This window comes from Marinobacter bohaiensis, assembly GCF_003258515.1.
GTDB classification, from domain to species: domain Bacteria; phylum Pseudomonadota; class Gammaproteobacteria; order Pseudomonadales; family Oleiphilaceae; genus Marinobacter_A; species Marinobacter_A bohaiensis.
The window spans coordinates 1,832,106-1,858,223 of record NZ_QGEH01000001.1; the positions used below are offsets into that span (position 1 = coordinate 1,832,106).

At 60.4% G+C, this 26,118-nt stretch carries 17 protein-coding genes and 4 tRNA genes; 14 read left to right on the forward strand and 7 right to left on the reverse strand.

Annotated features, from left to right (window positions below; all coding sequences use genetic code 11):
• Nucleotides 1-26: 26 nt before the first annotated feature.
• On the reverse strand, nucleotides 27-908 hold the full coding sequence (locus DKK67_RS08205; protein ID WP_111495886.1) for a LysR family transcriptional regulator: 882 nt from the start codon (nucleotides 906-908) through the stop codon (nucleotides 27-29).
• Nucleotides 909-1,059: 151 nt separating this feature from the next.
• Here DKK67_RS08205 and DKK67_RS08210 point away from each other — a divergent pair, with 151 nt between their 5' ends.
• Nucleotides 1,060-1,830, forward strand: a complete 771-nt coding sequence (locus tag DKK67_RS08210) for a ferredoxin--NADP reductase (protein WP_111495887.1) — start codon at nucleotides 1,060-1,062, stop codon at nucleotides 1,828-1,830.
• Nucleotides 1,831-1,900: 70 nt separating this feature from the next.
• Here the strand turns inward: DKK67_RS08210 and DKK67_RS08215 are convergent, their stop codons facing one another.
• A complete protein-coding gene (locus DKK67_RS08215; protein WP_111495888.1) occupies nucleotides 1,901-2,629 on the reverse strand; it encodes a UDP-2,3-diacylglucosamine diphosphatase in 729 nt (242 codons plus the stop codon).
• Entirely contained in the window at nucleotides 2,626-3,135 is a 510-nt protein-coding gene (locus tag DKK67_RS08220) for a peptidylprolyl isomerase (protein WP_111495889.1), read from the reverse strand. The genes DKK67_RS08215 and DKK67_RS08220 overlap by 4 nt, the downstream gene beginning before the upstream one ends.
• Before the next feature lie 181 nt (nucleotides 3,136-3,316).
• On the opposite strand from DKK67_RS08220, the gene DKK67_RS08225 reads away from it, so the two are divergent.
• The 3 genes from DKK67_RS08225 to DKK67_RS08235 all read left to right on the forward strand — a co-directional run bounded on the left by DKK67_RS08225 (nucleotide 3,317) and on the right by DKK67_RS08235 (nucleotide 8,738).
• Complete coding sequence (locus DKK67_RS08225) at nucleotides 3,317-4,993, forward strand: glutamine--tRNA ligase/YqeY domain fusion protein (protein ID WP_111495890.1); 1,677 nt, start codon at nucleotides 3,317-3,319, stop codon at nucleotides 4,991-4,993.
• 11 nt (nucleotides 4,994-5,004) lie between these two features.
• Nucleotides 5,005-6,402, forward strand: a complete 1,398-nt coding sequence (gene cysS / locus DKK67_RS08230; protein WP_228160545.1) for a cysteine--tRNA ligase — start codon at nucleotides 5,005-5,007, stop codon at nucleotides 6,400-6,402.
• Nucleotides 6,403-6,557: 155 nt separating this feature from the next.
• The gene (locus DKK67_RS08235; protein WP_111495891.1) at nucleotides 6,558-8,738 is read left to right on the forward strand and encodes a malate synthase G; all 2,181 of its coding nucleotides are present in this window, start codon (nucleotides 6,558-6,560) and stop codon (nucleotides 8,736-8,738) included.
• Nucleotides 8,739-8,839: 101 nt separating this feature from the next.
• Here the strand turns inward: DKK67_RS08235 and folD are convergent, their stop codons facing one another.
• A complete protein-coding gene (folD, locus tag DKK67_RS08240; protein ID WP_111495892.1) occupies nucleotides 8,840-9,697 on the reverse strand; it encodes a bifunctional methylenetetrahydrofolate dehydrogenase/methenyltetrahydrofolate cyclohydrolase FolD in 858 nt (285 codons plus the stop codon).
• A gap of 296 nt (nucleotides 9,698-9,993) precedes the next feature.
• On the opposite strand from folD, the gene DKK67_RS08245 reads away from it, so the two are divergent.
• The 10 genes from DKK67_RS08245 (at nucleotide 9,994) to DKK67_RS08290 (ending at nucleotide 19,964) form a co-directional block, all read left to right on the forward strand.
• Nucleotides 9,994-10,070: transfer RNA gene (locus tag DKK67_RS08245), tRNA-Pro, on the forward strand.
• 42 nt (nucleotides 10,071-10,112) lie between these two features.
• A tRNA-Arg gene (locus tag DKK67_RS08250) sits at nucleotides 10,113-10,189 on the forward strand.
• 122 nt (nucleotides 10,190-10,311) lie between these two features.
• A tRNA-His gene (locus DKK67_RS08255) sits at nucleotides 10,312-10,387 on the forward strand.
• A gap of 92 nt (nucleotides 10,388-10,479) precedes the next feature.
• Nucleotides 10,480-10,564 (forward strand) — tRNA-Leu (locus DKK67_RS08260).
• A gap of 243 nt (nucleotides 10,565-10,807) precedes the next feature.
• Nucleotides 10,808-12,118 carry a trigger factor gene (gene tig, locus DKK67_RS08265; protein WP_111495893.1) on the forward strand — a complete coding sequence of 437 codons (1,311 nt, stop codon included), beginning with the start codon at nucleotides 10,808-10,810 and terminating at the stop codon, nucleotides 12,116-12,118.
• Nucleotides 12,119-12,371: 253 nt separating this feature from the next.
• On the forward strand, nucleotides 12,372-13,007 hold the full coding sequence (gene clpP / locus DKK67_RS08270) for an ATP-dependent Clp endopeptidase proteolytic subunit ClpP (RefSeq protein ID WP_111495894.1): 636 nt from the start codon (nucleotides 12,372-12,374) through the stop codon (nucleotides 13,005-13,007).
• Between the two features lie 185 nt (nucleotides 13,008-13,192).
• Entirely contained in the window at nucleotides 13,193-14,476 is a 1,284-nt protein-coding gene (gene clpX / locus DKK67_RS08275; protein ID WP_111495895.1) for an ATP-dependent Clp protease ATP-binding subunit ClpX, read from the forward strand.
• Nucleotides 14,477-14,868: 392 nt separating this feature from the next.
• A complete protein-coding gene (gene lon / locus DKK67_RS08280; protein ID WP_111495896.1) occupies nucleotides 14,869-17,286 on the forward strand; it encodes an endopeptidase La in 2,418 nt (805 codons plus the stop codon).
• A 239-nt stretch (nucleotides 17,287-17,525) separates the two neighbouring features.
• Nucleotides 17,526-17,798 (forward strand): HU family DNA-binding protein, encoded by a 273-nt coding sequence (locus tag DKK67_RS08285; protein WP_111495897.1) that lies wholly within the window; start codon nucleotides 17,526-17,528, stop codon nucleotides 17,796-17,798.
• Nucleotides 17,799-18,098: 300 nt separating this feature from the next.
• The gene (locus DKK67_RS08290) at nucleotides 18,099-19,964 is read left to right on the forward strand and encodes a SurA N-terminal domain-containing protein (RefSeq protein ID WP_111495898.1); all 1,866 of its coding nucleotides are present in this window, start codon (nucleotides 18,099-18,101) and stop codon (nucleotides 19,962-19,964) included.
• A 207-nt stretch (nucleotides 19,965-20,171) separates the two neighbouring features.
• Here DKK67_RS08290 and pulA read toward each other — a convergent pair whose 3' ends face one another.
• From pulA to DKK67_RS08305, 3 genes are all read right to left on the reverse strand, one after another.
• Complete coding sequence (gene pulA, locus DKK67_RS08295) at nucleotides 20,172-23,318, reverse strand: pullulanase-type alpha-1,6-glucosidase (RefSeq protein ID WP_228160546.1); 3,147 nt, start codon at nucleotides 23,316-23,318, stop codon at nucleotides 20,172-20,174.
• Between the two features lie 238 nt (nucleotides 23,319-23,556).
• On the reverse strand, nucleotides 23,557-24,837 hold the full coding sequence (lamB, locus tag DKK67_RS08300; RefSeq protein WP_228160547.1) for a maltoporin LamB: 1,281 nt from the start codon (nucleotides 24,835-24,837) through the stop codon (nucleotides 23,557-23,559).
• A gap of 293 nt (nucleotides 24,838-25,130) precedes the next feature.
• A complete protein-coding gene (locus tag DKK67_RS08305; RefSeq protein WP_111495901.1) occupies nucleotides 25,131-26,003 on the reverse strand; it encodes a MurR/RpiR family transcriptional regulator in 873 nt (290 codons plus the stop codon).
• Nucleotides 26,004-26,118: the final 115 nt, after the last annotated feature.

The following is a 26,118-nucleotide window of genomic DNA, read 5'->3' on the forward strand; positions in this document are numbered from 1 at the left end:
ACCTTTATAGGAATATTTTTCGGCGTCTACAACGCACGGCAGAGCTCGATCCAGCGGCCGATGCCGGCACTGCGGTATTTCTGCCGGTGCAGGATGAAGTAGAACTGGCGGTCGAACTTGCGGTAGTCGGGCACCGCCAGGGGGATCAGGCTGCCACGCCGGAAGGCGTCGGCCAGGCAGACACGGGACAGGCAGCCGATGCCCAGGTTGGCCTCCACCGCGCGCTTGATGGCCTCGGTGTGTTCGAGCTCCAGCAGGATGTTCAGGTCGGGCAGGATGCCGTGCATGCCCCGCTCGAAGGTTTGCCGCGTGCCGGAGCCCGGTTCGCGCATGATCCAGGTGGCATCAACCAGCTCGCGGTCGCTGAGATTGGGAGATTGGGCCAGCGGATGATCCGGCGAGCAGAACACCACCAGCTCGTCCGGTCGCCAGGGAATGACTTCCAGCTCGTCCGATTGCAGCTCCCCTTCGATCAGCCCGATGTCCAGTTCGAAATCCCGGACCCGGCGCGCCACGGTGCTGGTGTTCGCCACTTCCAGGGACACTTTGGCGTGGGGCTGCGCTTTCATGTAGCGGGCCATCACGCCGACGGCCAGGTAGTTGCCGATGGTCAGGGTGGCGCCCACCTTGAGGGCGCCCACCTCGGTATGCCGGTTGAGCGAGAGTTCCAGTTCCCGCGCCTGGGACAGCAGGGCTTCCACCTGCGGGCGGAACAGGCGTCCGAGCTCATTGAGCTGTAAGCGTTTACCGATACGATCAAACAGCTGGATCTCGAACTGTGACTCCAGTTCCTTGAGCGCACTGCTGGCCGCGGACTGGGACATGGCCAGGGATTCCGCGGCCCGCGTGATGTTCTGGGTGTTGGCGGCGGCCAGAAAAACCTCGAGTTGTCGGAAGGTGTAGCGCATTATCGATTAATCCGAATAAGGTTATGAAAATATCCCATTTTGTCGATAGGTTACGCCTGAGGTAAGCTGTGCTCAACTTTAGGCCTCGGCTGAGCGTTCAGCCTGAGCAAACACCTAACCCAGAATTTGCTGCTTCGGGAAAGAGATCGTTATGAGCAATATGAATCGTGAGACGGTTACCAGCGTCCGCCATTGGAACGACACACTGTTCAGCTTTACGACCAGTCGGGATCCCGGTTTCCGCTTCAAGAACGGTCACTTCATCATGATCGGTCTGGAGCAGGAAGGTAAGCCGCTGATGCGCGCCTACAGCATCGCCAGCGCCAACTATGAAGAAGAGCTGGAGTTCTTCTCCATCAAGGTGCCCGATGGCCCGCTGACCTCCAAGCTGCAGAAAATCGAGGTGGGTGATGAGATCCTGGTCAGCCGCAAGCCGACCGGCACACTGGTGGTGGATCACCTGCTGCCGGGTCGTAACCTGTACCTGATCAGCACCGGCACCGGCCTGGCGCCGTTCCTGAGCATCATCAAGGATCCGGAAGTCTACGAGCGCTTCGATAAGGTCATCGTGACCCACGGCGTGCGCTACGTCTCCGAATTGGCCTACCAGGACGAGATCAGCAGCCTGCCGGACAACGAGTACTTCGGCGAAATGGTGCAGGGCAAGCTGCTTTATTACCCGACGGTCACCCGCGAAGACTTCCGCAACCAGGGGCGTCTGACGGACCTGATGGAAAGCGGCAAGCTCATGTCCGATCTGGGTCTGCCGGCCTTCAACAAGGAAGACGACCGCTTCATGATCTGCGGCAGCCCGAGCATGCTCAAAGACACCTGCGCCATCCTGGATGCCCAGGGCTTCGAGGAAGCGCGCCAGGGTGATCTTGGTCACTACGTTATCGAGCGGGCCTTCGTCGAGCGCTAGTGACTGAGGCTTGGCTTAATAGAAAAGGGACCTTAGCGGTCCCTTTTTTGTGCCTGCGTGAGGCGCAGAATCAGCGGAAGGCTTCCTTCTTGAGTTCCGGCGCCTGATTCGGGCCGACTTCTATCCACCACACATGGGAATCCCAGTCACCCAGTACATAGCGCTTGGCCGGCTGGCCACTGGCCTGCAGGTCATGAATCGCCGGGCGGTGGGTGTGACCGTGGATCAGGCGCTGCACGCCGTGCTCCTCCATGACGCGGACCACTTCGTCTGGCGTGACATCCATGATGTCTTCCTTCTTGCCCTGGTTCTTGGCCATGCTCATCTCGCGCAGCTGGCGCGCGACCAGTTGCCGGTCTTCCAGCGGGCGCTGCAGGAACATGGCCTGCCACTGCCGGTTGCGCATGTTGGCTCGGAACTTCTGGTACTCCACGTCCGCGGTGCAGAGGCTGTCGCCGTGCATCAGCAGGGTGGGGGTGCCGTAGAGGTCCACCACCGTCGGATCGTCCAGCAGGGTGCCGCCGACCCGGTCGCAGTAGTCCTCGCCGATCAGGAAGTCCCGGTTGCCGTGCATCAGGAACAGCTTGACGCCGGCGTCGGTCACCTCGCGCAGGGCGCTGGCGACTTCTTCCTGCAGCGGCGTCCGCTCGTCATCACCGATCCAGGCCTCGAAGAAATCCCCGAGAATGTAGAGGGTTTCGGCGTGGATGGCCCTGTCTTTCAGGAAGCCGAGGAAGGCGTCGGTGATGTCCCGACGCTCTTCTTCCAGGTGCAGGTCTGAAATGAATAGCGTGGTCACGCTGCGTCTCCGTCCTCCAGGACCTGGGCGGATTCGATGACCACGTCTTCGGCCGGAACGTCCTGGTGTCCCTGGCGCATGGTGGTGCGCACGGCGCGGATGCTGTTTACGGTCTCCATGCCTTCGACGACTTTTCCGAACACGCAGTAGCCCCAGCCTTCGGCGGTTTCCGCGGTGTGGTCGAGGAAGCCGTTGTTCTCCACGTTGATGAAGAACTGCGCGGTGGCGGAATGCGGATCCATGGTACGGGCCATGGAGACGGCGCCGATCATGTTGCTCAGGCCATTGTTGGCTTCGTTGCGAATCGAGTCGCGGGTCTTGCGGGGTACCATGCCCGGTTCGAAGCCGCCGCCCTGAACCATGAAGTTGCCGATCACACGGTGGAAGATCAGGCCGTCGTAAAAGCCGTCGCGAACGTACTGTTCGAAGTTCGCCGCGGTGTTGGGGGCCTTGTCGTGGTCCAGTTCAATCTTGATGTCACCGTGGTTGGTTTTCAGCAGAATCATCGGGATTTCCTGTATATAGCGGTCAGTCATGTGGTGCACCCGGGCGCATTGGGCGTCCCGCACCGGATTGTCATTTTAACTTAAGGCAAATTGTACGCGAGCATGGCGGCGGATGCATGAGATGCAGCGTCATCTATGCGTATAATAGCGGTTTTCCATCGACCACCAATTCAGAGTATCTATGAGCGCAGAATCCCGAAAAGCCAACAACTTTATCCAGAACCTGATCGAAGAAGCCATTGCCAGCGGTCAGCATCAGGGCAAGGTGGTGACGCGGTTCCCGCCCGAGCCCAATGGATATCTGCACATCGGCCACGCCAAATCCATCTGCCTGAATTTCGGCATTGCCGAAACATTTGACGGGCAATGTACACTGCGCTTTGACGATACCAACCCCGAGAAAGAGTCCCAGGAATACATCGATGCCATCACGCGCGATGTCAGCTGGCTGGGCTGCGAGTGGGAAGGTGATGTGCGCTTTGCGTCCGACTATTTCGACGCCATCTACGACTTCGCCGTCGAGTTGATCGAGAAGGGCAAGGCCTACGTCTGCGAGCTGACCGCCGAGGAAATGAACGAGTATCGTGGGTCCCTCAAGGAGCCGGGGCGCGACAGCCCGCACCGGGACCGCCCGATCGAGGACAACCTGCGCCTGTTCCGGGAGATGCGTGACGGCAAGCACGAGGGCGGTTCCTTGGTGCTGCGTGCCAAGATCGACATGGCGTCGCCGAACATCAACCTGCGCGATCCGATCCTGTACCGGATTCGCTACGCGTCCCATCACCAGACCGGGGACACGTGGTGCATCTACCCGATGTACGATTTCACCCATCCGATCTCGGATGCGATGGAAGGCGTGACCCACTCGCTGTGCACCCTGGAATTCGAGGACCATCGTCCGCTCTACGATTGGGTGATCGACAACATCTCGGCGCCGTGCAAGCCGCGCCAGATCGAGTTCGCGCGGCTCAACCTGAACTACACCATCACCAGTAAGCGCAAGCTCAAGCGGCTGGTGGATGAAGGCTTTGTCGAGTCCTGGGACGACCCGCGGATGCCGACCATCTCCGGAATGCGTCGTCGCGGCTATACGCCGCAGTCGCTGCGCAGCTTCTGCGACATGATCGGTATCAACAAGGCCGGCGGCACCGTCGACGTGGGCATGCTCGAACACGCGATCCGCGAGGACCTGAACGCTCGGGCGCCGCGTGCCATGTGCGTGATGCGTCCCCTTAAAGTGACGCTGACCAACTACCCGGAAGGCGAGGGCGAGACGCTGACACTGCCAGTGCATCCGCAGGACCCGGAAATGGGCACCCGCGAGGTGCCCTGGACCCGCACGCTCTACATCGACCGCGAGGATTTCGCCGAGGAGCCGCCGCGCAAGTGGAAGCGTCTGGCGCCGGATCAGGCGGTGCGCCTGCGCGGCGGCTACGTCATGACCTGCAAGGACATCGTGCGTGACGACAGCGGCGAGATCGTCGAGCTGCGCTGCGAATACGATCCGGCCACCCTCGGTGTGAATCCGGAAGGCTACAAGCCCAATGGCGTGATTCACTGGGTGTCCGCGGAGGACAGCGTCGAGGCCGACGTCTACCTGTACGACCGCCTGTTCAACCACGAGGCGCCGGACAGCGACAAGGACGTGGATTTCGTCACCCACATCAACAGCGAGAACCTGGTCGTCCAGGAAGGGGTGCGCGTCGAGAAGAGCCTGGCGCAGGCGCGCAACGACATTCCGTACCAGTTCGAGCGGGAAGGTTATTTCTTCCTGGACGAGCTGCGCTCCGGCACCGATCGACCCGTTTTCAACCGCACGGTCACCCTGCGTGACTCCTGGGCCAAAGCCAAAAAGTAAGTTGCCACAGCATGGAATCCGACAACGTGATTGAAGTCTACAACACCCTGACGCAGAAAAAGGAACCCCTGAAGACGCTGGAACCCGGCAAGGTGCGCATGTACGTGTGCGGCATGACGGTGTATGACTTCTGTCACCTGGGGCACGCGCGGGTACTGGTGGCGTTCGACGTGATCACCCGGTACCTGCGCGCCCAGGGATACGACGTGACCTACGTGCGCAACATCACCGACGTGGACGACAAGATCCTGCGCCGGGCGGAGGAAAACGGCGAGGCGTTCACCGCGCTGACCGAGCGCATGATCGACGCCATGCATGAGGATGAGCGCAAGCTGGGCGTGATGGCGCCGGATCAGGAGCCGCGCGCCACTGGCCACATCGACGACATGCTGCGCATGATCGAGACTCTCATCGACAAGGGTTTCGCCTACGCGGCCGACAACGGTGACGTCTACTTTGCGGTGGAGCAGTTCGAAGGCTACGGCAAACTGTCCAAGAAAAAGCTGGAAGATCTGGTGGCCGGGGCCCGCGTGGACGTCTCCGAGGTGAAGCGCAGTCCGGCAGATTTTGCCCTCTGGAAGGCGGCCGGTGACGACGAGGCCAGTTGGCCGTCTCCCTGGGGCGCGGGGCGTCCGGGCTGGCACATCGAGTGCTCGGCCATGTCCACCTGCTGCCTGGGTGAGACCTTCGATATCCACGGCGGGGGCCCGGACCTGATGTTCCCGCATCACGAGAACGAGATCGCCCAGTCGGAAGCGGCGACCGGCAAGCCCTATGTGCACTACTGGATGCACGCCGGCGCGGTGCGCGTGAACAAGGAGAAGATGTCCAAGTCCCTGGGCAATTTCTTCACCATCCGCGAAATCCTGGAGAAGTACCCGGCCGAGGTGGTCCGTTACTTCCTGGTGTCGAGCCACTACCGCAGTCAGGTGGATTATTCCGAGGACAACCTGGCTGAAGCGTCCAGTGCCCTGAGCCGTCTCTACCAGGCGCTGCGCGGCCTGGCGCCCGTTGCGGATGCACCCGAGGGTGAGTTCGACGAGCGTTTCCATGCTGCCATGGCCGATGACTTCAACACCGCCGGCGCCAATACGGTACTGCATGCCGTGGCGTCCGAGATCAACCGTCTGCGCCGCGATGGTGACGATCAGAAGGCGGCGGAGCTGGCCGGCGTACTGGTTCGGCTGGGTGATGTCCTGGGTCTTCTGCAGCAGGATCCTGAGGCGTTTTTCCAGGCGGATGCCGGCGAAGGGCCGACGGCTGACGACATCGAGGCTTTGATTGAAGCTCGCGCCGAAGCCCGGCGTAATCGCGATTTTGCCGAAGCCGACCGCATCCGGGATGAGTTGGCGGAACAGGGCGTTATCCTGGACGATTCCCGTGAGGGAACCTCCTGGCGCCGTGCATGATTTTGTCCGTATTATCCCTTACACTAGCGCGCTCGAATAACAGTAACAGGTCGCCGGTGTGTTTATCGGCGACCCATAAAGCAGGGTGATCAAAGCGCCCACAAAGAGGCGGCAAGACACCCACCGGCACACAGAAAACCACTGAGGCGATAACGATGACAGAACGCGTCCAAGTCGGCGGCCTGCAGGTCGCAAAAGTCTTGTACGACTTTGTGAATAACGAAGCGATTCCCGGTACCGGTGTTGATGCTGACAAATTCTGGTCTGAATTTGACGCCATCGTTCATGAGCTGGCGCCGCGTAACAAGGCGTTGTTGGCCAAGCGGGACGATATCCAGGCGAAGATGGACGCCTGGTACACCGAGCGCAAAGGTCAGCCGATCAACATGGGCGAGTACAAGGCGTTTCTCCAGGACATCGGCTACCTGGTCGACGAGCCGGCGGACTTCAAGGTTTCGACCTCCAACGTGGATCCGGAGATCGCCACCATGGCTGGTCCGCAGCTGGTGGTTCCGGTGATGAACGCCCGCTTTGCGCTGAATGCGGCCAACGCCCGCTGGGGCAGCCTGTACGATGCGCTCTACGGAACCGACGTCATCTCCGAGGAAGACGGCGCCGAAAAAGGGCGTGGCTATAACCCGGTGCGTGGTGCGCAGGTGATCGAGTACGCCCGCAACGTTCTGGACGCATCCGCGCCGCTGGCCCAGGGCAGCCACAAGGACGCCGCCAAGTACGCCGTCGAAGGCGGCAAGCTGGTCGTCAAGCTGCAGAACGGTGACACCACCGGTCTGAAAGACGAAGCCGGCTTCGTGGGCTTCACCGGCGCCGCTGGCGAGCCGACCGGCATCCTGCTGGTCAAGAACGGCATGCACTTCGAGATCCAGATCGATGCCAGTCACCCGATTGGCAAGGACGACGGCGCCCACGTCAAGGACGTGCTGATGGAGTCGGCCCTGACCACGATCATGGACTGCGAAGACTCGATCGCCGCCGTCGATGCCGAAGACAAGACGGTTGTCTATCGCAACTGGCTGGGCCTGATGAAAGGTGATCTGCAGGAATCCTTCGAGAAAGGCGGCCAGCAGGTAACCCGTAAGATGCACGGCGATCGGGTGTACACCGGTGCCAACGGTTCCGAGCTGTCGCTGAAAGGGCGCAGCCTGATGTTCATTCGTAACGTCGGCCACCTGATGACCAATAACGCGATCCTCGACAAGGACGGCAATGAAGTGCCGGAAGGTCTGATCGATGGTCTGGTGACATCCCTGGTCGCGATTCACGATCTCAAGGGTGACGGTCCGCTGCAGAACTCCACCACAGGCAGCGTCTACATCGTCAAGCCGAAAATGCACGGCCCGGAAGAGGTGGCGTTCACCAACGAGTTCTTCGGCCGCGTCGAAGACGCGCTTGGCCTGCCGCGCTTTACGCTGAAAGTCGGCATCATGGACGAGGAGCGCCGCACCACGGTCAACCTGAAGTCCTGCATCGAAGCCGCCAAGGAACGCTGTGTGTTCATCAACACCGGCTTCCTGGACCGTACCGGTGACGAAATCCACACCTCGATGGAAGCTGGCCCGGTTATCCGCAAGGGCGACATCAAGGGTGCTGCCTGGATCCAGGCGTACGAGCAGTGGAACGTCGACATCGGGCTGGAAGCCGGCCTCAAGGGCGTGGCCCAGATCGGCAAGGGTATGTGGGCCATGCCGGACAAGATGGCGGCCATGATGGAGGCCAAGATTGGCCATCCGAAGGCGGGCGCCAACACCGCATGGGTTCCGTCACCGACTGCGGCGACCCTGCACGCCCTGCATTACCATCAGGTCAACGTGGCGGACGTCCAGACCCAGCTTGAGCAGCGTGCCCGTGCCAGCCTGGACGACATCCTCACGGTGCCGTTGATGGCCGATCCGCAGTCCCTGTCGGCGGATGATATTCAACAGGAGCTGGACAACAACGCCCAGGGCATCCTGGGATACGTGGTGCGCTGGATCGACCAGGGTGTCGGCTGCTCCAAAGTCCCGGACATCAACGATGTGGGGCTGATGGAAGACCGTGCCACGTTGCGCATCTCCTCCCAGCACATCTGCAACTGGCTCTACCACGGCATCTGCAGTGAAGAGCAGGTGATGGAAACCATGAAGCGGATGGCGGCGGTGGTCGATCGCCAGAACGCCGGCGATCCGGAATACCGCAACATGGCGCCGGACTTCGACGACAGCGTTGCCTTCCAGGCGGCGGTCGACCTGGTCCTCAAAGGGCGCGAGCAGCCGAACGGTTATACCGAGCCATTGCTGCACGCCTATCGTCTGAAGGCGAAAGCCAAGTACGGCCAGTAGTCTTACCGGCCGGATATAAAAAAACCCCGCTCCTGGCGGGGTTTTTTTATTGTCGCGGACTGTCGCGTTGTGCGTCGATCCGTACCGGCTGTTACGGCGCTTCAGTCGTCGTGCAGCTCGTTGGCGGCGTACAGCGTGTTTTCCAGAAGAGTGGCGATGGTCATCGGGCCCACGCCGCCGGGAACCGGTGTGATGTAGGCGGCGCGCTCGGCGGCCACATCGAACTCCACGTCGCCGATCAGCTTACCCTCGCTGGTACGGTTGATGCCCACATCAATGACGGTAGCGCCTGGCTTGATCCACTCGCCCTTGACCAGCCCCGGCTTACCGACTGCGGCGATCACGATATCCGCCTGACTGACGAAGCGTTCCAGGTCGTCAGTAAAGCGATGGGTGACGGTCACCGTGGCGCCGCGAAGCAGCAGTTCCATGGCCATCGGGCGACCGACGATGTTGGACGCCCCGACGATCACTGCGTGCTGTCCCTTGTAGGGGGTGCCAATGGAGTCGAGCAGGGTGATGATTCCCGCCGGCGTGCAGGGGCGCAGTTCCGGCAGGCGTTGTACAAGTCGGCCGACGTTAAAGGGGTGGAAACCGTCCACGTCCTTGTCGGGGCGGATCTTCAGCAGGATCGGGTCGGCGTCGAGGTGCTTCGGCAGCGGCAGTTGGACCAGGATGCCGTCGACGGACGGATTGTCGTTCAGCTCGTCGATCAGGGATTCCAGGGCTTCCTGGGTGGTGTCTGCCGGCAGGTCATAGGATAGGGAAGCGATGCCGGCCTGGTCACAGGCTTTGCGTTTGTTGCCGACGTAGACCTGGGAGGCGGGATCCTCTCCCACGAGGACGACTGCGAGCCCGGGGGCGCGCTTGCCCTGGTCTACGCGGGCCTGGACGCCGATAGCGACATCTTCCCGCACTTTGGCGGCGATTTTCTTTCCGTCAATCAGTTCTGCTGTCATTGCGTGTATAATCTGCTTGGCAGGCAGGGGGAGTTCCTGTCTGCGGGAGTGACTGTTGGGTCGCAGTGTCCCCGATGCATTACCTCTGGCTCCGGCCCGGGGAAAGGGGCAAGAGTCTGTGGTAAGCGGGCGCACGACCCGGGAAAAGCGCGCGACATTGTCTCACGGTTCCGCTTTCCGTCCAACGCGAAGGAAAAGAAATGGATATCGGCCGAATTCGTGTTGACGGGGTGACAAACCGCGGGTAATATGCGCGCCAACTTTGCTGAGGCATCTGTTGTTCAGGTCGTCTGGAACGGGGTATAGCGCAGTCTGGTAGCGCGCCTGCTTTGGGAGCAGGATGTCGGGAGTTCGAATCTCTCTACCCCGACCAATCCCGGAAGAACCTGGCCTAGTCAGGTGGGCGAAAGGTCAAGCGCCCGTAGCTCAGCTGGATAGAGCAACGGCCTTCTAAGCCGTGGGTCGTAGGTTCGAGTCCTACCGGGCGCGCCATTTACCCGGCAGGTGATGTGCTGGACAGGCGATGCCAGCCCCGCAGCAAAGTTTGATAAAGTTCTTCTTTATCACTATTTTACGGCTGAATATTGATGTAGAATATTGGTCGGTACAATGTGGTGGACGTAGCTCAGTTGGTAGAGCTCAGGATTGTGACTCCTGCGGTCGAGGGTTCGAACCCCTTCGTCCACCCCACTTTTCCCTTGTTGTTCTCCCCCCCCTGTAGACTGGATTTGAAGCGTTTAGCGCATTCGTGTGTCCGGTAGCGGGTCGGCGGAAGTGAGTCGGCGAGAGTGGCGGAACTGGTAGACGCGCTGGATTTAGGTTCCAGTGGGGCAACCCGTGAGAGTTCGAGTCTCTCCTCTCGCACCATCTCTTTCATTATCCATTCTGGTTTTGCATCCCTTTTCTTCTCTCCCCCTGTCTTTCGTGTGCCTGTCCGGCCGGAAAGTGCAAACTCAACCGGCTTGGCGATTCTCTCAGCCACCAAAAGCATGGTAAAATGGCCGTTTAGGTTTCGCAGGTTCGAGCGAAAAGCGGCCCGATGCAATAAAGATGTCTTTCCGCTTGGCCTGTATTCATTAACACATTGAACCGGTAATTCGAGGAACTTCCATGCAAGTGTCTGTAGAAACGACGTCCAACATCGAGCGTCGAATGACGATTGGTGTGCCCGCTCAGGAAATTGATCAGGCTGTCCAGAAGCGTCTGCAGGAAACCGCGCGCACGGCTCGCCTGAACGGTTTTCGCCCGGGTAAGGTGCCGCTGAGCGTCGTCAAGCGTCGTTTTGGAGCGGGTGTTCGCCAGGAAGTGGTCAGCGAAGTCATGCGCGACAGCTATGTCAAAGCGCTGGAAGAAAAAGACGTATCCCCGGCGGGCTGGCCGCGTTTCGAGCCCAAAGTCATGGAAGAAGGCAAAGACCTGGAATTCGTGGCGATTTTCGAAGTGCTGCCGGAAATCGAACTGAGCGACCTGAGCAAGGTTGAAGTTGAGAAGCCCAAGGCGGAAGTCGGCGACAAAGACGTCGAGAAGATGATCGACAACCTGCGTCGTCAACAGGCGGAAATGAAGTCCGTCAAGCGCAAGTCCAAGAACAAGGACGTTGTGACCATCGACTTCAAGGGGTTCGTTGACGGTGAAGCGTTCGAAGGCGGCTCGGCCGAAAACCATCGTCTGACTCTGGGCTCCGGTCAGATGATCCCGGGCTTCGAGAAAGCCATCGTCGGCGGCAAGGCCGGTGAAGAATTCGAGATTGAGGTCACCTTCCCTGAGGATTACCAGAACGAAGAACTGGCCGGTAAAGAAGCCAAGTTCGAGATCAAGGTTCACACCGTTGAAGAGCCGATCCTGCCGGAACTGAACAAGGAATTCTTCGAGAAGTTCGGCGTTCAGGCCGAGGACGAAGAAGGCTTCCGCGAAGACGTTCGCAAGAACATGGAGCGCGAGCTGAAGCAAGCTGTCCAGAACAAGGTGAAGAACGACGTCGTCGAGGGACTGGTTGAAAACAACGATTTCGAAGTGCCGCAGGCGCTGATCGACCAGGAAATCGACCGTCTGCGCCAGGACGCCGTCCAGCGCTTCGGCGGCCAGATGCAGATGGATCCCAAGCAGTTGCCGGCCGAGCTGTTCACTGATCAGGCCAAGCGTCGCGTCAAGACCGGTCTGCTGTTCCAGGAACTGATCCGTCAGAACGACATCAAAGCGGAACCGGCCAAGGTTGACGAGAAGATCGAGGAAATCGCCTCCACCTACGAAACCCCGGACGAGGTGATTGCGCATTACAACAGCAACCCGCAGCAGAAGGCGCAGATCGAGTCAGTCGTGCTGGAAGACGCGGTAGTTGACTATGTCCTCGAGCAGGCCAAGGTCAAAGAGAAGAAGATGAAGTACGAAGAAGCGGTAGCGGCTGGCCAGCAACAGGGTTAACCGACCGTTTCGAATGACCGCGGTTTTGGGGCGGACATCGCGCCCTGAAACCGTTAGGCTACACTACGGAACAGCCGGTATCGCCGGCTGTTTTTATCTGGGGATCGGGATTCAGGGCGCTTGATGAACGATGGCCCCGAACACACATGATTGACGCTGGGGCTGATTTGCAGCGCGCTCAGTTGACTTCCGGTCAGGTGTCCCCATATCCACTGACTGGATCGTTCAAATAGCTAAGGAGTTCAGGCACATCATGACGCAACAACCGTACGACGGCCCGACCATGGTGACCAATTCCGGTCTCGTCCCGATTGTTATCGAGCAGACTGCTCGGGGTGAACGCTCTTTCGATATTTACTCCCGTCTTCTCAAGGAGCGTGTCATTTTCATGGTTGGCCCGGTCGAGGACCACATGGCGAACCTGATCGTCGCGCAGCTGCTGTTCCTGGAGTCCGAGAACCCGGACAAGGACATTCACCTGTACATCAACAGCCCGGGCGGCTCGGTCACCGCGGGTATGTCGATCTACGACACCATGCAGTTCATCAAGCCGGACGTGGCCACCCTGTGTGTCGGCCAGGCAGCGAGCATGGGCGCATTCCTGCTGGCGGGCGGCGCCGAAGGCAAACGCGCCTGTCTGCCCAATTCCCGCGTGATGATTCACCAGCCGCTGGGTGGTTATCAGGGGCAGGCGACGGATATCGAGATTCACACCCGTGAGATTCTCAAGATCCGTCAGACCCTGAACAGCCTGTTGGCCCATCACACCGGCCAGGATCTGGAGACCATCGCCCGCGACACGGATCGAGATAACTTCATGGATCCGCAGCAGGCGAAGGATTATGGCCTGATCGACTCCGTACTTGATAAACGCGTGTCGAATAAATAATACTGATTCGGTGGCCTGGGGCCGGCCCTGGCGGGCAATTGGCCGGGGCGATCACAGGCGCCGTTTGCAGTAAATTGAATTCAGTTACCGTGATCGCAAGACGTCTCGCGGGCGTACGTTGGTAGTAGGGCGAAGACGCCCGTGCTACCGGCAGTGAACACGAAAGCCAAGACAGAGGTATTTCAATGGCAGATGACAGAAACGGCAGGGGCGACGATAACGGCAAGTTGCTCTACTGCTCGTTTTGCGGAAAGAGCCAGCATGAAGTCCGCAAGCTCATTGCAGGGCCCTCGGTTTTCATCTGCGACGAGTGTGTCGACCTGTGCAATGACATCATCCGGGAAGAGATCCAGGAAAGTGCCCAGGAAGAGCAGAGCGACCGACTGCCCAGCCCGGCGGAAATCCGCGACACATTGAACCAGTATGTCATTGGCCAGGATCGCGCCAAGATTGTGCTGTCTGTGGCGGTCTACAACCACTACAAGCGGCTTCGCTACGGCGAAGGCAAGGCCGACGTGGAGCTGGGCAAGAGCAATATCCTGCTGATTGGTCCGACCGGTAGCGGTAAGACACTGCTTGCCGAAACGCTCGCGCGCATGCTGAATGTCCCGTTTACCATCGCCGATGCGACGACGCTGACGGAAGCCGGTTACGTTGGTGAGGACGTCGAGAATATTATTCAGAAACTGCTGCAGAAATGTGATTACGACGTCGACAAGGCCCAGCGAGGCATCGTCTACATCGACGAGATCGACAAGATTTCGCGCAAGTCGGATAACCCGTCGATCACCCGGGACGTGTCCGGCGAGGGTGTGCAGCAGGCATTGCTCAAGCTGATCGAGGGCACGGTTGCTTCGGTGCCGCCGCAGGGCGGGCGCAAGCATCCGCAGCAGGAATTCCTGCAGGTCGATACCGGCAACATCCTGTTTATCTGCGGTGGTGCATTTGCCGGTCTGGATAAGGTCATCCGTGAGCGCTCCGAGCGTAGCAGTATTGGTTTCTCGGCGTCTGTTGTCAGTGAGGACGATCGCAAGAGCACCGGCGACATCATCAAGGATGTGGAAACCGAGGATTTGGTCAAGTATGGCCTGATCCCCGAGTTTGTCGGTCGTCTGCCGGTCGTGGCGACGCTGACCGAGCTGGACGAAGACGCGCTGATCCAGATCCTCACCGAGCCCAAGAACGCGCTGACCAAGCAGTATCAGAAGCTGTTCGATATGGAAGACGTGGAACTCGACTTCCGTGAGGACGCCCTGCGGGCCGTGGCGCGAAAAGCCATGGAACGCAAGACCGGTGCCCGTGGTCTGCGCTCGATTCTCGAGGCGACACTGCTGGATACCATGTACCAGATTCCGTCCGAGCATGATGTGTGCAAGGTCGTGATCGACGAGAGCGTCATCAATGGCGACTCGGAGCCGTTCAAGATCTACGCCAACAGCGATCACGCCAAGGCCGTTCCGGAGGACTGACGTTCAGGTCAGACGCGAACGACACTAAAGACAGAAAGGGGCGCTTGCGCCCCTTTTTGCTGTCCGCTGGTTTTCTGTTCGTTGGCCGTTCGTTACCCAATAGCGATTCGGTTTCCCGGAAGTCCTGAGTCGGCGTCAGCCCTGATTGCGCGATACTGCTCAGAAATTACCCGATTATCCGGATCAGCCCGGTACGCGGCCCGACAGGGCATTGCAATCGCGTGAATCGCCCCCAATCATTGAATCAAAGGCAGCTGAGTCACCCGGTTCTGTGGCATGATGGAATCAAAGGATGACGAGGCTCATCACCGGATTTGTACCGGTCAGCGCTGTGACGCCCGGCGCGGGTCGGTTCACACGTGTTACAAGACGCGTCAGTCAGAGGATTCTCTATGACATCGATACCTGAAGCCCCCATGAACGATTATCCGATGCTTCCGTTGCGGGACGTTGTGGTCTTTCCACACATGGTCGTTCCGCTGTTTGTCGGCCGGGAAAAGTCAATCCAGGCCCTGGAAGCGGCAATGGAGGGGAGCAAGGAAATCCTGCTGGTTGCCCAGCGCGATGCCGGAACCGACGACCCCGCGGCGGGCGATGTCTACAACATGGGCACCCTGGCCACCGTTCTGCAAATGCTGAAACTACCGGACGGTACGGTGAAGGTGCTGGTGGAAGGCAACGCCCGTGCCCGTCTGGACTCGATTGAAGAAGGCGACTTCCTGACGGCCCGGGCGTCGCTGCTGGAAGAGGACAGCCTGCCGGAAAAAGAAGAGTCCGTTCTGGTCAAGACGCTGAGCGAAGAGTTCGAGAAGTACGTCAAGCTGTCCAAGAAAGTGCCCTCGGAGGTGACCAACTCCCTGTCCGGCATCGACGACCTGGAGCGACTGGCCGACACCATGGCGGCGCACCTGGAGCTCAAGATTCACGAAAAGCAGGAGCTGCTGGAAACGCTCGATGTGCGCGAGCGGGTCGAGCTGCTGCTGGGCCGCCTGGATGGCGAGATCGACCTGATCGAGGTTGAGAAGCGCATCCGTGGCCGGGTCAAGAAGCAGATGGAGCGCAGCCAGCGCGAGTACTACCTCAACGAGCAGATGAAGGCCATCCAGAAGGAAATGGGCCAGCTCGGCGAGGGCGGCAACGACTTCGAGGATCTTGAGCAGAAGCTCGACGAAGCCGGCCTGCCGGAGGAAGCACGCAAGAAAACAGAGGCCGAGCTGAACAAGCTCAAGATGATGTCGCCGATGTCCGCCGAAGCGACGGTGGTACGCGGCTACATCGAGTGGATGCTGGCCATCCCCTGGAAGAAGCGTAGTCGGGTTCGTCACGACCTGGAGAAAGCGCGCGATATCCTCGACAAGGACCACTACGGTCTGGATGAGGTGAAGAAGCGCATTCTCGAATACCTCGCGGTGCAGAGCCGGGTGAAGAAGATCAAGGGCCCGGTGCTCTGCCTGGTAGGCCCTCCGGGGGTGGGGAAGACGTCGCTGGGACAGTCTATCGCCCGGGCGACCAACCGCAAGTACACCCGCATGGCGCTGGGTGGTGTGCGTGATGAAGCGGAGATCCGCGGTCATCGCAAGACCTACATCGGCGCGCTGCCAGGTAAGCTGCTGCAGAAGCTTTCCAAGGTGGGGGTGAAGAACCCGCTGTTCCTGTTCGACGAGATTGACAAGATGGGTATGGACCATCGCGGCGATCCCGCCTCGGCACTGCTTGAGGTGCTCGACCCGGAACAGAACCACACCTTCAACGACCATTACCTGGAAGTGGACTACGACCTGTCCGACGTGATGTTCGTGTGTACCTCCAACTCCATGGACATTCCGCCGGCGCTGCTCGACCGGATGGAGATCATCCGCATCCCGGGCTACACCGAGGACGAAAAGGTCAACATCGCGCTGCAGCACCTGCTGCCCAAGCAGCTCAAGGCCAACGGCTTGCGCAAGAACGAGTTGCAGGTCTCCGACGACAGCATGCGCGACCTGATCCGCTATTACACCCGCGAGGCGGGCGTGCGGAGTCTGGAGCGTGAGATCGCCAAGATCTGCCGCAAGGTCGTGCGCGAGCATGTGGAATCCGGCAGCAAGGACAGCGTCGAGCTGACGCCGGACCTGCTGGAGCATTACTCCGGCGTCCGCAAATTCAAGTACGGCCTGGCTGAGGAATCCAATCAGGTGGGGCAGGTCACCGGGCTGGCCTGGACTCAGGTGGGCGGCGAGTTGCTGACCATCGAGTGCGCCCTGACCAAGGGTAAGGGTAAGGTCATCAAGACCGGCTCACTGGGCGATGTGATGCAGGAGTCTATCCAGGCGGCACTGACGGTAGTGCGCAGCCGGGCTGCGGGACTGGGTATCAGTGACGATTTCTACGAGAAGCACGACCTGCACGTCCACGTGCCCGAGGGTGCGACCCCGAAAGATGGCCCCAGCGCCGGCATCGGCATGTGCACCGGTCTGGTGTCGGCACTGACCGGCATTCCGGTTCGGGCGGACGTGGCCATGACCGGCGAGATCACCTTGCGTGGCCGGGTGCTGGCTATCGGCGGCCTCAAGGAGAAGCTGTTGGCAGCCCACCGCGGCGGCATCAAAACCGTGATTATCCCGGAAGAAAATGTTCGTGATCTCAAGGAGATACCGGAAAACATCAAGGAGTCCCTGGAGATCCGTCCAGCCACCTGGATCGATGAAGTGCTGGACGTCGCCCTGGCGTATCAGCCGACGCCCGAGACGGAGGGCATGCCGCAAAAGCCGGCAGGCGCCAAGAAGCGGGACGACGAGGGCGATGCTGGGGAGCGTATTAATACGCATTAAACCCCAGCCACTCTGTTGACACGCCGGAGAGCCCGTTGGTATAACTGTTTCGTCCTGAAGCAGCCTGTACCAAGGGCTCCCGGGGTTTTTGCCAGTATTCCTATCGACACCCGATGACCGAAAGGAATAAAAAAACCGAAGAATGGAACTCGCCCGCCGCTTGTGCGATAGTCGGGAAGCTCCGAGAAAAACAAACCTATCCATAAAACATATCCAACCTGAAATCGAAGGGGTTTAGTGTGAACAAGTCCGAACTTATTGATGCAATTGCCGAGTCAGCTGATATCTCCAAGGCCGGAGCAGGCCGTGCCCTGGACGCAATGGTGGATTCCATCACTGACGCATTGAAAAAAGGTGATCAGGTTACTCTGATCGGCTTCGGTACTTTCTCTGTTAAAGAGCGTGCCGCTCGCACTGGTCGTAACCCGCAGACTGGCGCAGAAATCAAGATCCCGGCCTCCAAAGTGCCTGGTTTCAAAGCCGGTAAGGCTCTGAAAGACGCCGTTAAGTAAGAGGCGACTTCTACGGCAATGTCCTTTGGGCATTGCCGGGGTAGTTTCTTCAAGGCATTTGTTTCCGGTAACTCAACCTACCTGATCATGCTGAAATCTACTGAATGACTGCCCCACAGATTTCGAGGCGCATCCCTGGAAGGATGCGCCTTTTTACGTTCAGTACGCCGCTCTCACCGTTCTGTCTCAGTGGTTCCCAGGTGGCGACTGATATTTCCCAAGAACACAAAAGTGAGGCCTGACGCGGATATCCGGTAGGCGACCAAGAGCCGCCGGTCATCGCTGACGTCTGGGAGGAACATGCTTCAAGATATCCGGAATAACGCCCAGAGTACGATTGCCAAGATCATCATCGTGCTGCTGGTGATCGGTCTGTCCATGTTTGGTGTCGATGCCATTATCGGCGGGTTTTCGGGCGAACCCGAAGTGGCCACGGTGAATGGCCAGGATATTACCGAGCGACAGTTCACACGTACGGTCCAGATGCAGCGCCAACGTCAGCTGGCCCAGATGGATAACCCGGATCCTTCCCTCATTAATGAGGACCAGATCCGACAGTCCGTCCTCGAAGGGTTGATCCGGCAGGCGGTCCTGACCCAGGACGCCGAAGAGCAGGGGCTGATCCTCTCTGACCGCGACATCGACAGCGTGATTACTTCCATGTCGCAGTTCCAGGTCGACGGCGAATTTAGCCGTGACGCCTTTGTCGCAGGTGTGCGCAACCTGGGTATGGGCGTGGCGGAATTTCGCGAGGCTCTGCGCAAGGAGTTCGTGGTCAACCAGATTCGCAGCGGCATTACCTCCAGTGCCATCGTCAACCCGCAGAACGCCGAGGCCATCCTGCGGATTCAGTCCCAGACCCGGACCTTCCAGACTCTCGAGATCCCGGCTTCCGTCGTCGCCGACCAGGTGGAGGTGTCAGACGCCGATATCCAGGAGTACTACGACGAGCACAAATCGGAGTTCCTCCAGTCTGAATCGGTGGACGTCAACTACATCACTCTGTCGGTCGACGATCTGGCCAGTCAGGTGGACGTGTCCGAAGACGAAGTGCGTGACCTGTACGAACAGCGCAAGGCGGACCTCGGTGGTGACGAGCAGCGTCGGGCCTCCCACATCCTGATCGAGGACGGCGATGACGCCCAGGCCAAACTGAAGGAAGTGCAGCAGAAGCTGGCCGACGGTGAAGACTTTGCCAAGGTGGCGGAAGAATATTCTGCCGACACCGCCACAGCGACTCAGGGCGGTGACCTGGGCTATTCCGGTAAGGGCGTCTACGACAGTGCTTTCGAGCAGGCGCTGTTCAGTCTGGAAGACGGTGAGGTGTCCGAACCGGTGGAAACCCAGTTTGGCTATCACATCATCAAGCTGACCGGTGTTCGCGAGACGCAGGCGCCGTCGTTCGAGGATATGAAGGACAAGCTCCGGCAGGAAGTGGCGCGCGAAAAAGCGGGCCAGACGTTCTCCGAGATTCGCACCCAACTGGCGGATATCTCCTACTCCGAGCCGACCCTGGAATCGCCCGCCGAGCAGTTGGGCCTGACGATCCAGACCCGTGACGGCATCAAGCGTGAAGGTAATCAGGCACCGTTCGATCACCAGGGGCTGGTGCGCCAGCTCTACTCTGATGACGTGCTGAGCGGTGAGTACAACACCGAAGTCATCGATGTCGACAAAACCACTGCAGTGGTGGCCCATGTTAGCGAGCACCACCCGGAGGAGCAGCTGGCTCTGGACGCGGTAAGTGAGCAGATCCAGGAAAAACTGCGCGCTGAGAAGATCCGTGCCGCGCTGGCGGATCGGAGCAAGGCGCTGGTGGCCCGCCTGCAGGACGGCGACGCGCCGGCCGACATTGCTGCCGATGCGGATGCCGAATGGACGACCCATGAAGCGGTATCCCGTAACGCCAGCGATGTGGACTTCGACGTGATTCGTTCCGCGTTCTCCATGCCGCGTCCGCAGGGCGACACTGCCTCCTATGATTGGGTCGGCGGAGCCGAGCGCGCGGTGGTGCTGTCACTGAGTCAGGTAACCGATGGCGAGGTGGACGGTCAGGAGACCCAGATGCAGGCGCTTAACCAGTTCCTGACCCAGCAACGTGGTCAAAGCGAATACGCGGCCTACGTCGATTCGCTGCGCGACAGTGCCGAAGTCGAGCGTCCCTGATGGGAACGCTCCGACGCAAAGAATCCGATTGATCTGACGCGGGTGCTTGCTCAGGCGAGCGCAGAACCGTGAGGCAAAGCGGAATAAGAAAGGCAGGGCTTCGGCCCTGCCTTTTTTGTGGGTGAATGATCCGTGTTGTGTCCGTTTGAGGTGCGTTGCCGAACAGGCATGTACCGTCGCCGGAAGAACCGGTTCAGACACTCGCTTCTAAGGCACGGGAACGCCGTTACCCTGGGCGCCGGACTGGCTTTGCTCGAATACCGCAACGGACAAGCCGGGCAGTGTAAAGTCGCCGGCGGAAAAGCTGGCGGTAACGGCCCCGTCCAGTTCGTCGTGCAGGGTAAACCCGGTCAGGCCGGTGCCAAGCGTGACGCTGCCGGGCGCGGCATTGATCAGTACCATCAACGCGTCGCGATCTGGATCCAGATCATCCCCCGCAGCTGTTCCGTCATCCAGGCTGAAGGCGATCAATCCGGGTATCTGGTCAGGGCCGGTGTTGTGGAAGGCCAGACGGGTACGGACCTGGTCGGCACTTGCCAGGTGAAACAGCGGTGAATCCCGTCGAATGCGCAACAGCCGCTCGACGGCTTGTAATGAGTCGCTGATATCACTGGTGGTCGGTGCCGCGTTGGGGTCATCGAGGATATCCAGGATGACGTCCCAGTTGTCGCCGTCCTTGTCTTCCCGGGGCAGGCCTCGATTCCAGGCGGTGGTCTGGTAGCTGAAGTCTACGGCATTGAACCAGTCGCCCGAGTCGTAGCTGTCCCGCTGCATGGATTTGGAGCGCAGGAGTTCCGAACCCATGTGCAGGAAGGGGATGCCCTGGCCGAGTAGCGGGACCGCCAATGCAACCACCTGCGTTCGCGCGCGGTCGGCGCTGCTGACCCCGCCGGCGATCTTGTACTGGTTGTTATCCCAGAGGGTCTGGTTGTCGTGCTTGGACACGTAATTGACCAGCTCCTGAGGATCGTCCGTGTAGCCGGCCGGTTGGCCGTTGTAATCGATCTCCGCCGTGCTCAGAACATCCCCGTTGGCGGTCTCGAAGCGGAAGTCACGCAGGCCGCCGGCGATACCCGCGCGGATCCAGTCGGTGCCGGCAAGCAGGGTTTGCCGTTCATCCTCTGAACCGCTGTTGAGCTCGTTGGGCCGGGTGAACAGGCCATTGGCAAAGCCCTGGTTTCTTCGCAGCGCCTCACCGCTGTCGAACGGGCCGCCCCCGCGCACTCCGTCCCGCGACCGGTCGTTGAACGAGCCGATGCCGGTGCCCGCCAGGTTCGCCTGGATGGCATTGACCCCGCGGGCGTTATCGGCCACCTCGCCGAAATTCCAGCCCTCACCGTAGAAGTAGGTGTCCGGGTCTACCGCCTGGACCGCCTCCAGTGCGCGGGTCATGTTGTCCAGCATGTGATGGCCCATGAGGTCGAAGCGGAAGCCGGAAATTCCGTAGGCGTCGGCCCAGGTCACCAGCGAGTCGACCATCAGCTTTTCCATCATGGCGTGTTCGGAGGCGGTGTTTTCACAGCAGGTGGATTGCAGTACGGCGCCGGTTTGCGGATCGAGACGGTGGTAGTAGCCGGGTACGATCTTGTCGAGCACGGATTGGTCCGCCAGACCCGAGGCATTGGTGTGGTTGTAGACCACGTCCATCACCACGTTGAAACCCATGGCCGTGAGCGATTGCACCATCCGGCGGAATTCGATGATGCGGGTGGCTCCCTCGGCGTCAGAAGCGTAGCTGCCTTCCGGTACCGTGTAGTGGACCGGGTCGTAGCCCCAGTTGAAGCTGTCGAGGTTGCGCAGCACGCCATACAGGGCCTGGGCGTCACCGCTGGTCGGATCGAAGGAAGCCAGCACCGAACGAATGCTGCCGGCATTGCAGTATCCGGACCAGTCACTGGCGGCGGTTGGTGACAGATCGCAGAGTCGACTGAACGGATCGTCGATATCGACCACCTGCGTCGGGTCTTCGTCGACTGTGGCGATGTCGAAGGCTGGCAGGAGATGCAGGTGGGTCACGCCCGCATCGGCCAGGCGCTGCAGATGGGTCACCCCGGCACTGCCGCTGCGGCTGAAGGCGGCGTATTTGCCGCGATCCTCTTCGGGCACCGACGCATCGCCGGCGCTGAAATCGCGGATATGGGTCTCGTAGACGACGATGTCTTCCGGTTTGTCGACCGCCGGCGGATTCAGACTGTCCCAGCTGGCCGGTTTCAGATCGGCGTCGTCCAGGTTAACCACTTGTGCATACTGGCCGTTGGTGGACAGGCTGTGGGCGTAGGGATCGGTCGTCAACGCTGTTTCGACCTCGTCGGTTTCCGGATGAAAGGCCGTGACCTCGTATTGATAGTACTGCCGGTCGAGACTGAGGGGTGCCTCGTGAATCCAAACGCCGGAATGGTCCGGGTCCGCGGTCATGGCGGCCGGGTAGCCGGCGAGGGGATCCTTTTCGGCGTCGAAGGCGTGCAGCCGGACCGACTGAGCGGTTGGCGCCCAGACCCGGAAGGTGACGCCGCTGTCGGTTACCTCGGCGCCGAGCGGGCCGTTATAGGTGAACAGCTCGTCGACAACACCCGGAATCTGTACCCGGGTGGCGGCCATCAGATCGCCGTCAGCGGCGTAGGCGGCGGCGACCAGTTGCCCCTGGAGCACTCGGGCCTGCTCCGTGGTCGGCAGCGTAACGGCAAAGGCGGGCCAGTCCGCCAGGTGCGGGAAGGTCGTGGCGGTGTCGGAGCTGATGTGGCCAGTGTCCAGTTCGATGCTGCTGCCGCCCTGGAGTCGGCCGTCTTCAATACGGATATCGCCTTGGCGGTCGTAATTCAGGGTCAACCGTTCAGCGCCAGTGGCGTCGTCCCAGACCAGGGTGTCGGCGTCGATCCAGTGGGCACTGGCGCCGTCCAGCGACACCTCGATGCTGACCGGTTCGCTGGACAGTTCGCTGGATCCGCTGAGAGTGAACACCCGACGGCCCAGCTCGTCGAGTTGCCAGGTGATGTCGTTGCCGCCCAGGTCTTTGTCGTCGCCCTGATGCATGATCAGGTTGAGGCACTCGGCGTCCGCGGTCAGATCGATCCGGTAGTAGGCGCCGTAAGTGTCGCTCACGCCGTCGGCCAGCAGTGGGTCAGTCCACGCGGTTGGCGTCGCGGCGCCGGAACAGGTGTCGGTATTCCAGAGATGCAGCCCCCAGCCGTCGTAAACGTCGTCGGGGCGCAGGTAATAGAGAATGGCCTCGTCGGGGCCGGGATCTATAAGAGCCTCCGCGGAATCCCCGCCGGAGTCTCCTTCGGTCTTGCAGCCGGAGACGCCGAGCGTCAACACGGCCAGCAAGGCAGGCGTTATCCATCGATGGTGAGTCATGAGATGCATTCCTTGTACGGTTGTTTTTGTTGGTACTGCATCGGCGATGGTGGTGCTGGTGGGATGTGGGCACATCCTCTTTGCGGGTATCGGTTTCGGCGTAGCGGCGGGGGCGTAGGGTGGGGCTGTGGGTAGGGTGCTGAAACGGAGAAAGCCTCCGCGCGGCTGGTACGGAGGCTTTCCGGTTACCCGCCCCGGGCCGGGAAGGAAGGGCCGGCCGGGGCTGTGGTGGTGGCTATTACCACCAGGCTTCCATTTGCAGGCCGACCTGGATGTCGCCATCGACGCCGTCGCCTTCGCGCGCGGCTTCAGCGCGATCACCAAAGAAGGTGGCGGCGTAAGCGCGGATCACCGGACGTGCCCAGTAATTGCCGCCGGCTGACCACTGCTGTGCAATGGCGATCTTGGACAGATCCGATGAATCGTCCTCGCCCAGGAACTGGGCGTCGTCATAACCGATCTCGACGGCCGTGCTCAGTACCGGCGACCACTTGTAGGTGGGGCGGATCACGACGCTGGTGCGTTCCGCATCGTCCTGGCTGGAATCGTGCGGTGACCCCTGCTGGTACAGCGCGGAGTAGCCCATTTCCCAGTTGGCGCCCAGGTTGATCACACCGTGATCGAGGATGCGCCAGCTGTCCTCCAGGTAACCGTCGACGTTGCTGTTGGCGATCCGGCCGCCACCGCCGGCTTCAAAGGCGCCGAAGCCCATGGAGTCCGCACCGTACTGCAGTACAAACTTGTTGAAACCGCCCAGCAGGCCGCTTGAGAGTTCCGCCGTGAAGAAGTAGCCGTCCTCGTCTTCAAAGCCGGCGTCTTCCTGCTGGTCGGTCAGGTCGGCCATGCCGTAGATACCGACCAGGGTGAGGGTGCTCTGACCCACCGGGAAGGCGTAGCGCACGTCGAACTTGTTGTTCTGGATGAACTCGTCACCGTCCGGGTTATCGTGGTTGATGAACGCCAGGGACAGCTTGCCGGGGCCGGCCTGGATGTTCTCGACACCGCCGCCGTAGCCGGAGTTGTTCAGATAGTAGAAGTCCAGGTGGTGGACATCGTGACGCTGGTAGTAGCGCTTACCCGCCCACAGCGTGGAGCCCGGCAGGGACTCGATCACGTTGTTGCCGGAGATGTAGAGCTGACGCAGCGATGTGTTGCCGCCGTCGTAGCCGCCGCCGGCATCGTTATAGCTGTAGCTCTGGAAGTCGTTGCCCTGATTGTCGGCACCGTAGGACACCATCGAGTCGAAGCGGAAGGTTTTGCCATCCTCGTTGTACAGCTCGTCGCCCAGGCCGATTTCGGCGTAGGTGTCGCACTCGTCCGCCAGTCGGCCGACAAAGTGACCGGCGGCGCCACTGCCGAAGCAGGTCTGCTCGCCACCGCTTTGCAGGTTGGTCGAGGCTCCGGCACGCGCATAGCCGCTGAAGTCCACGGCCAGAGCCGGCGATGCCAGCGCAGCGGATGCGATGGCCACAGCTACCGGCGCGAGTTTGAAGGTCGATCTCTTGTTGTTTTGCATCATATCTGTCCTGTGCTTCTTGTCTTTTTTGGTTGGCCGGGGCTAGACCTGACGCCGGTCAGCGGGTGTGTCCCGCAAGCAACGCCGGAAGACCCGGGCCATGGGCGAGGGGAATGACGGAAGCCTGTTCCGGTCTTTCGCCCGTCCGTATCGGTAAACCCGTATTCATGGTCGGGAATGCGGGTCAGGGCCACATCATCCGGGTCGGGAGAAAAGGGGGGTGAGTTTTCAGGGGGAGGAGGGGCGTAGAAATCGGGTACGGGATTCCTGGTTGAATCCCGTACCCCGGAGGGCCGTTATTCGGCGCTGAAACGGGTAGGCTTGAGGCTGTCCTTGATCTTCTTCAGGTGGGCCTGGAAGTCGCTGCCGCGCTTGAGGGTGACGCCGGTGGCCAGGATGTCGATGATCATCAGATGGATGATGCGGGACGTCATCGGCATGTAGACGTCGGTGTCTTCCGGGGCGGTGACCTCCAGCGCCACCGTACAGGCTTTCGACAGCGGCGAGTTGGGTGCGGTAATGCCGATAACGGTGGCGCCATTGCTGCGACCGGCTTCGGCGATGTCTACCAGTTCCCGGGTGCGGCCGGTGTAGGAAATCACCACGATCACGTCGCCGGTATGGCTGCCGGCCGCGACCATGCGCTGCATCAGGGCGTCGTCGTAGGAGGTGACCGGAATATTGAAGCGGAAGAATTTGTGCTGCGCGTCCAGAGCCACGGGAGCGGAGCCGCCCATGCCGAAGAAGTTGATCTGCTTGGCCTGGATCAGATAGTCGATGGCCGCACCCAGGGCCGCCGGGTCCAGGGCCTGACGGGCCTTGTCCAGGCTGGCGATGGTGCTGAGCACGATCTTGTCGGAAAACGTGGCGACATCGTCTTCCGGGCGCACGTTCTGGCTGACGTAGGGTGTGCCGGTAGCGATGCTCTGGGCCAACTGGATCTTGAAGTCGGGGAAGCCGTTGGTGGAGAAGCCGCGACAGAAGCGGTTGACCGTTGGCTCGCTCACATCCGCGGCACGGGCCAGGGCGGCAATGGAGTAGCGTGTGGCGGCGGTAGGGTCACGCAGGATGGCCTCGGCGACCTTGCGTTCGGACTTGTTCAGGGTGTCCAGTTTGCCCTGGATCTGCTCCAGCAGGTTGGGTGCTGTGGCGTCGTGGTTCTTGTTCATGCTTGGCTATCCCGCAAAGACTCTGCTTGACTGAAAATGCTTGCCTGAAAGTGGCTGGCGGCGCGAATTATACCGGTTTTCGCCCTTTCATTGTGTAGTAAAGTAGTCAAGAATT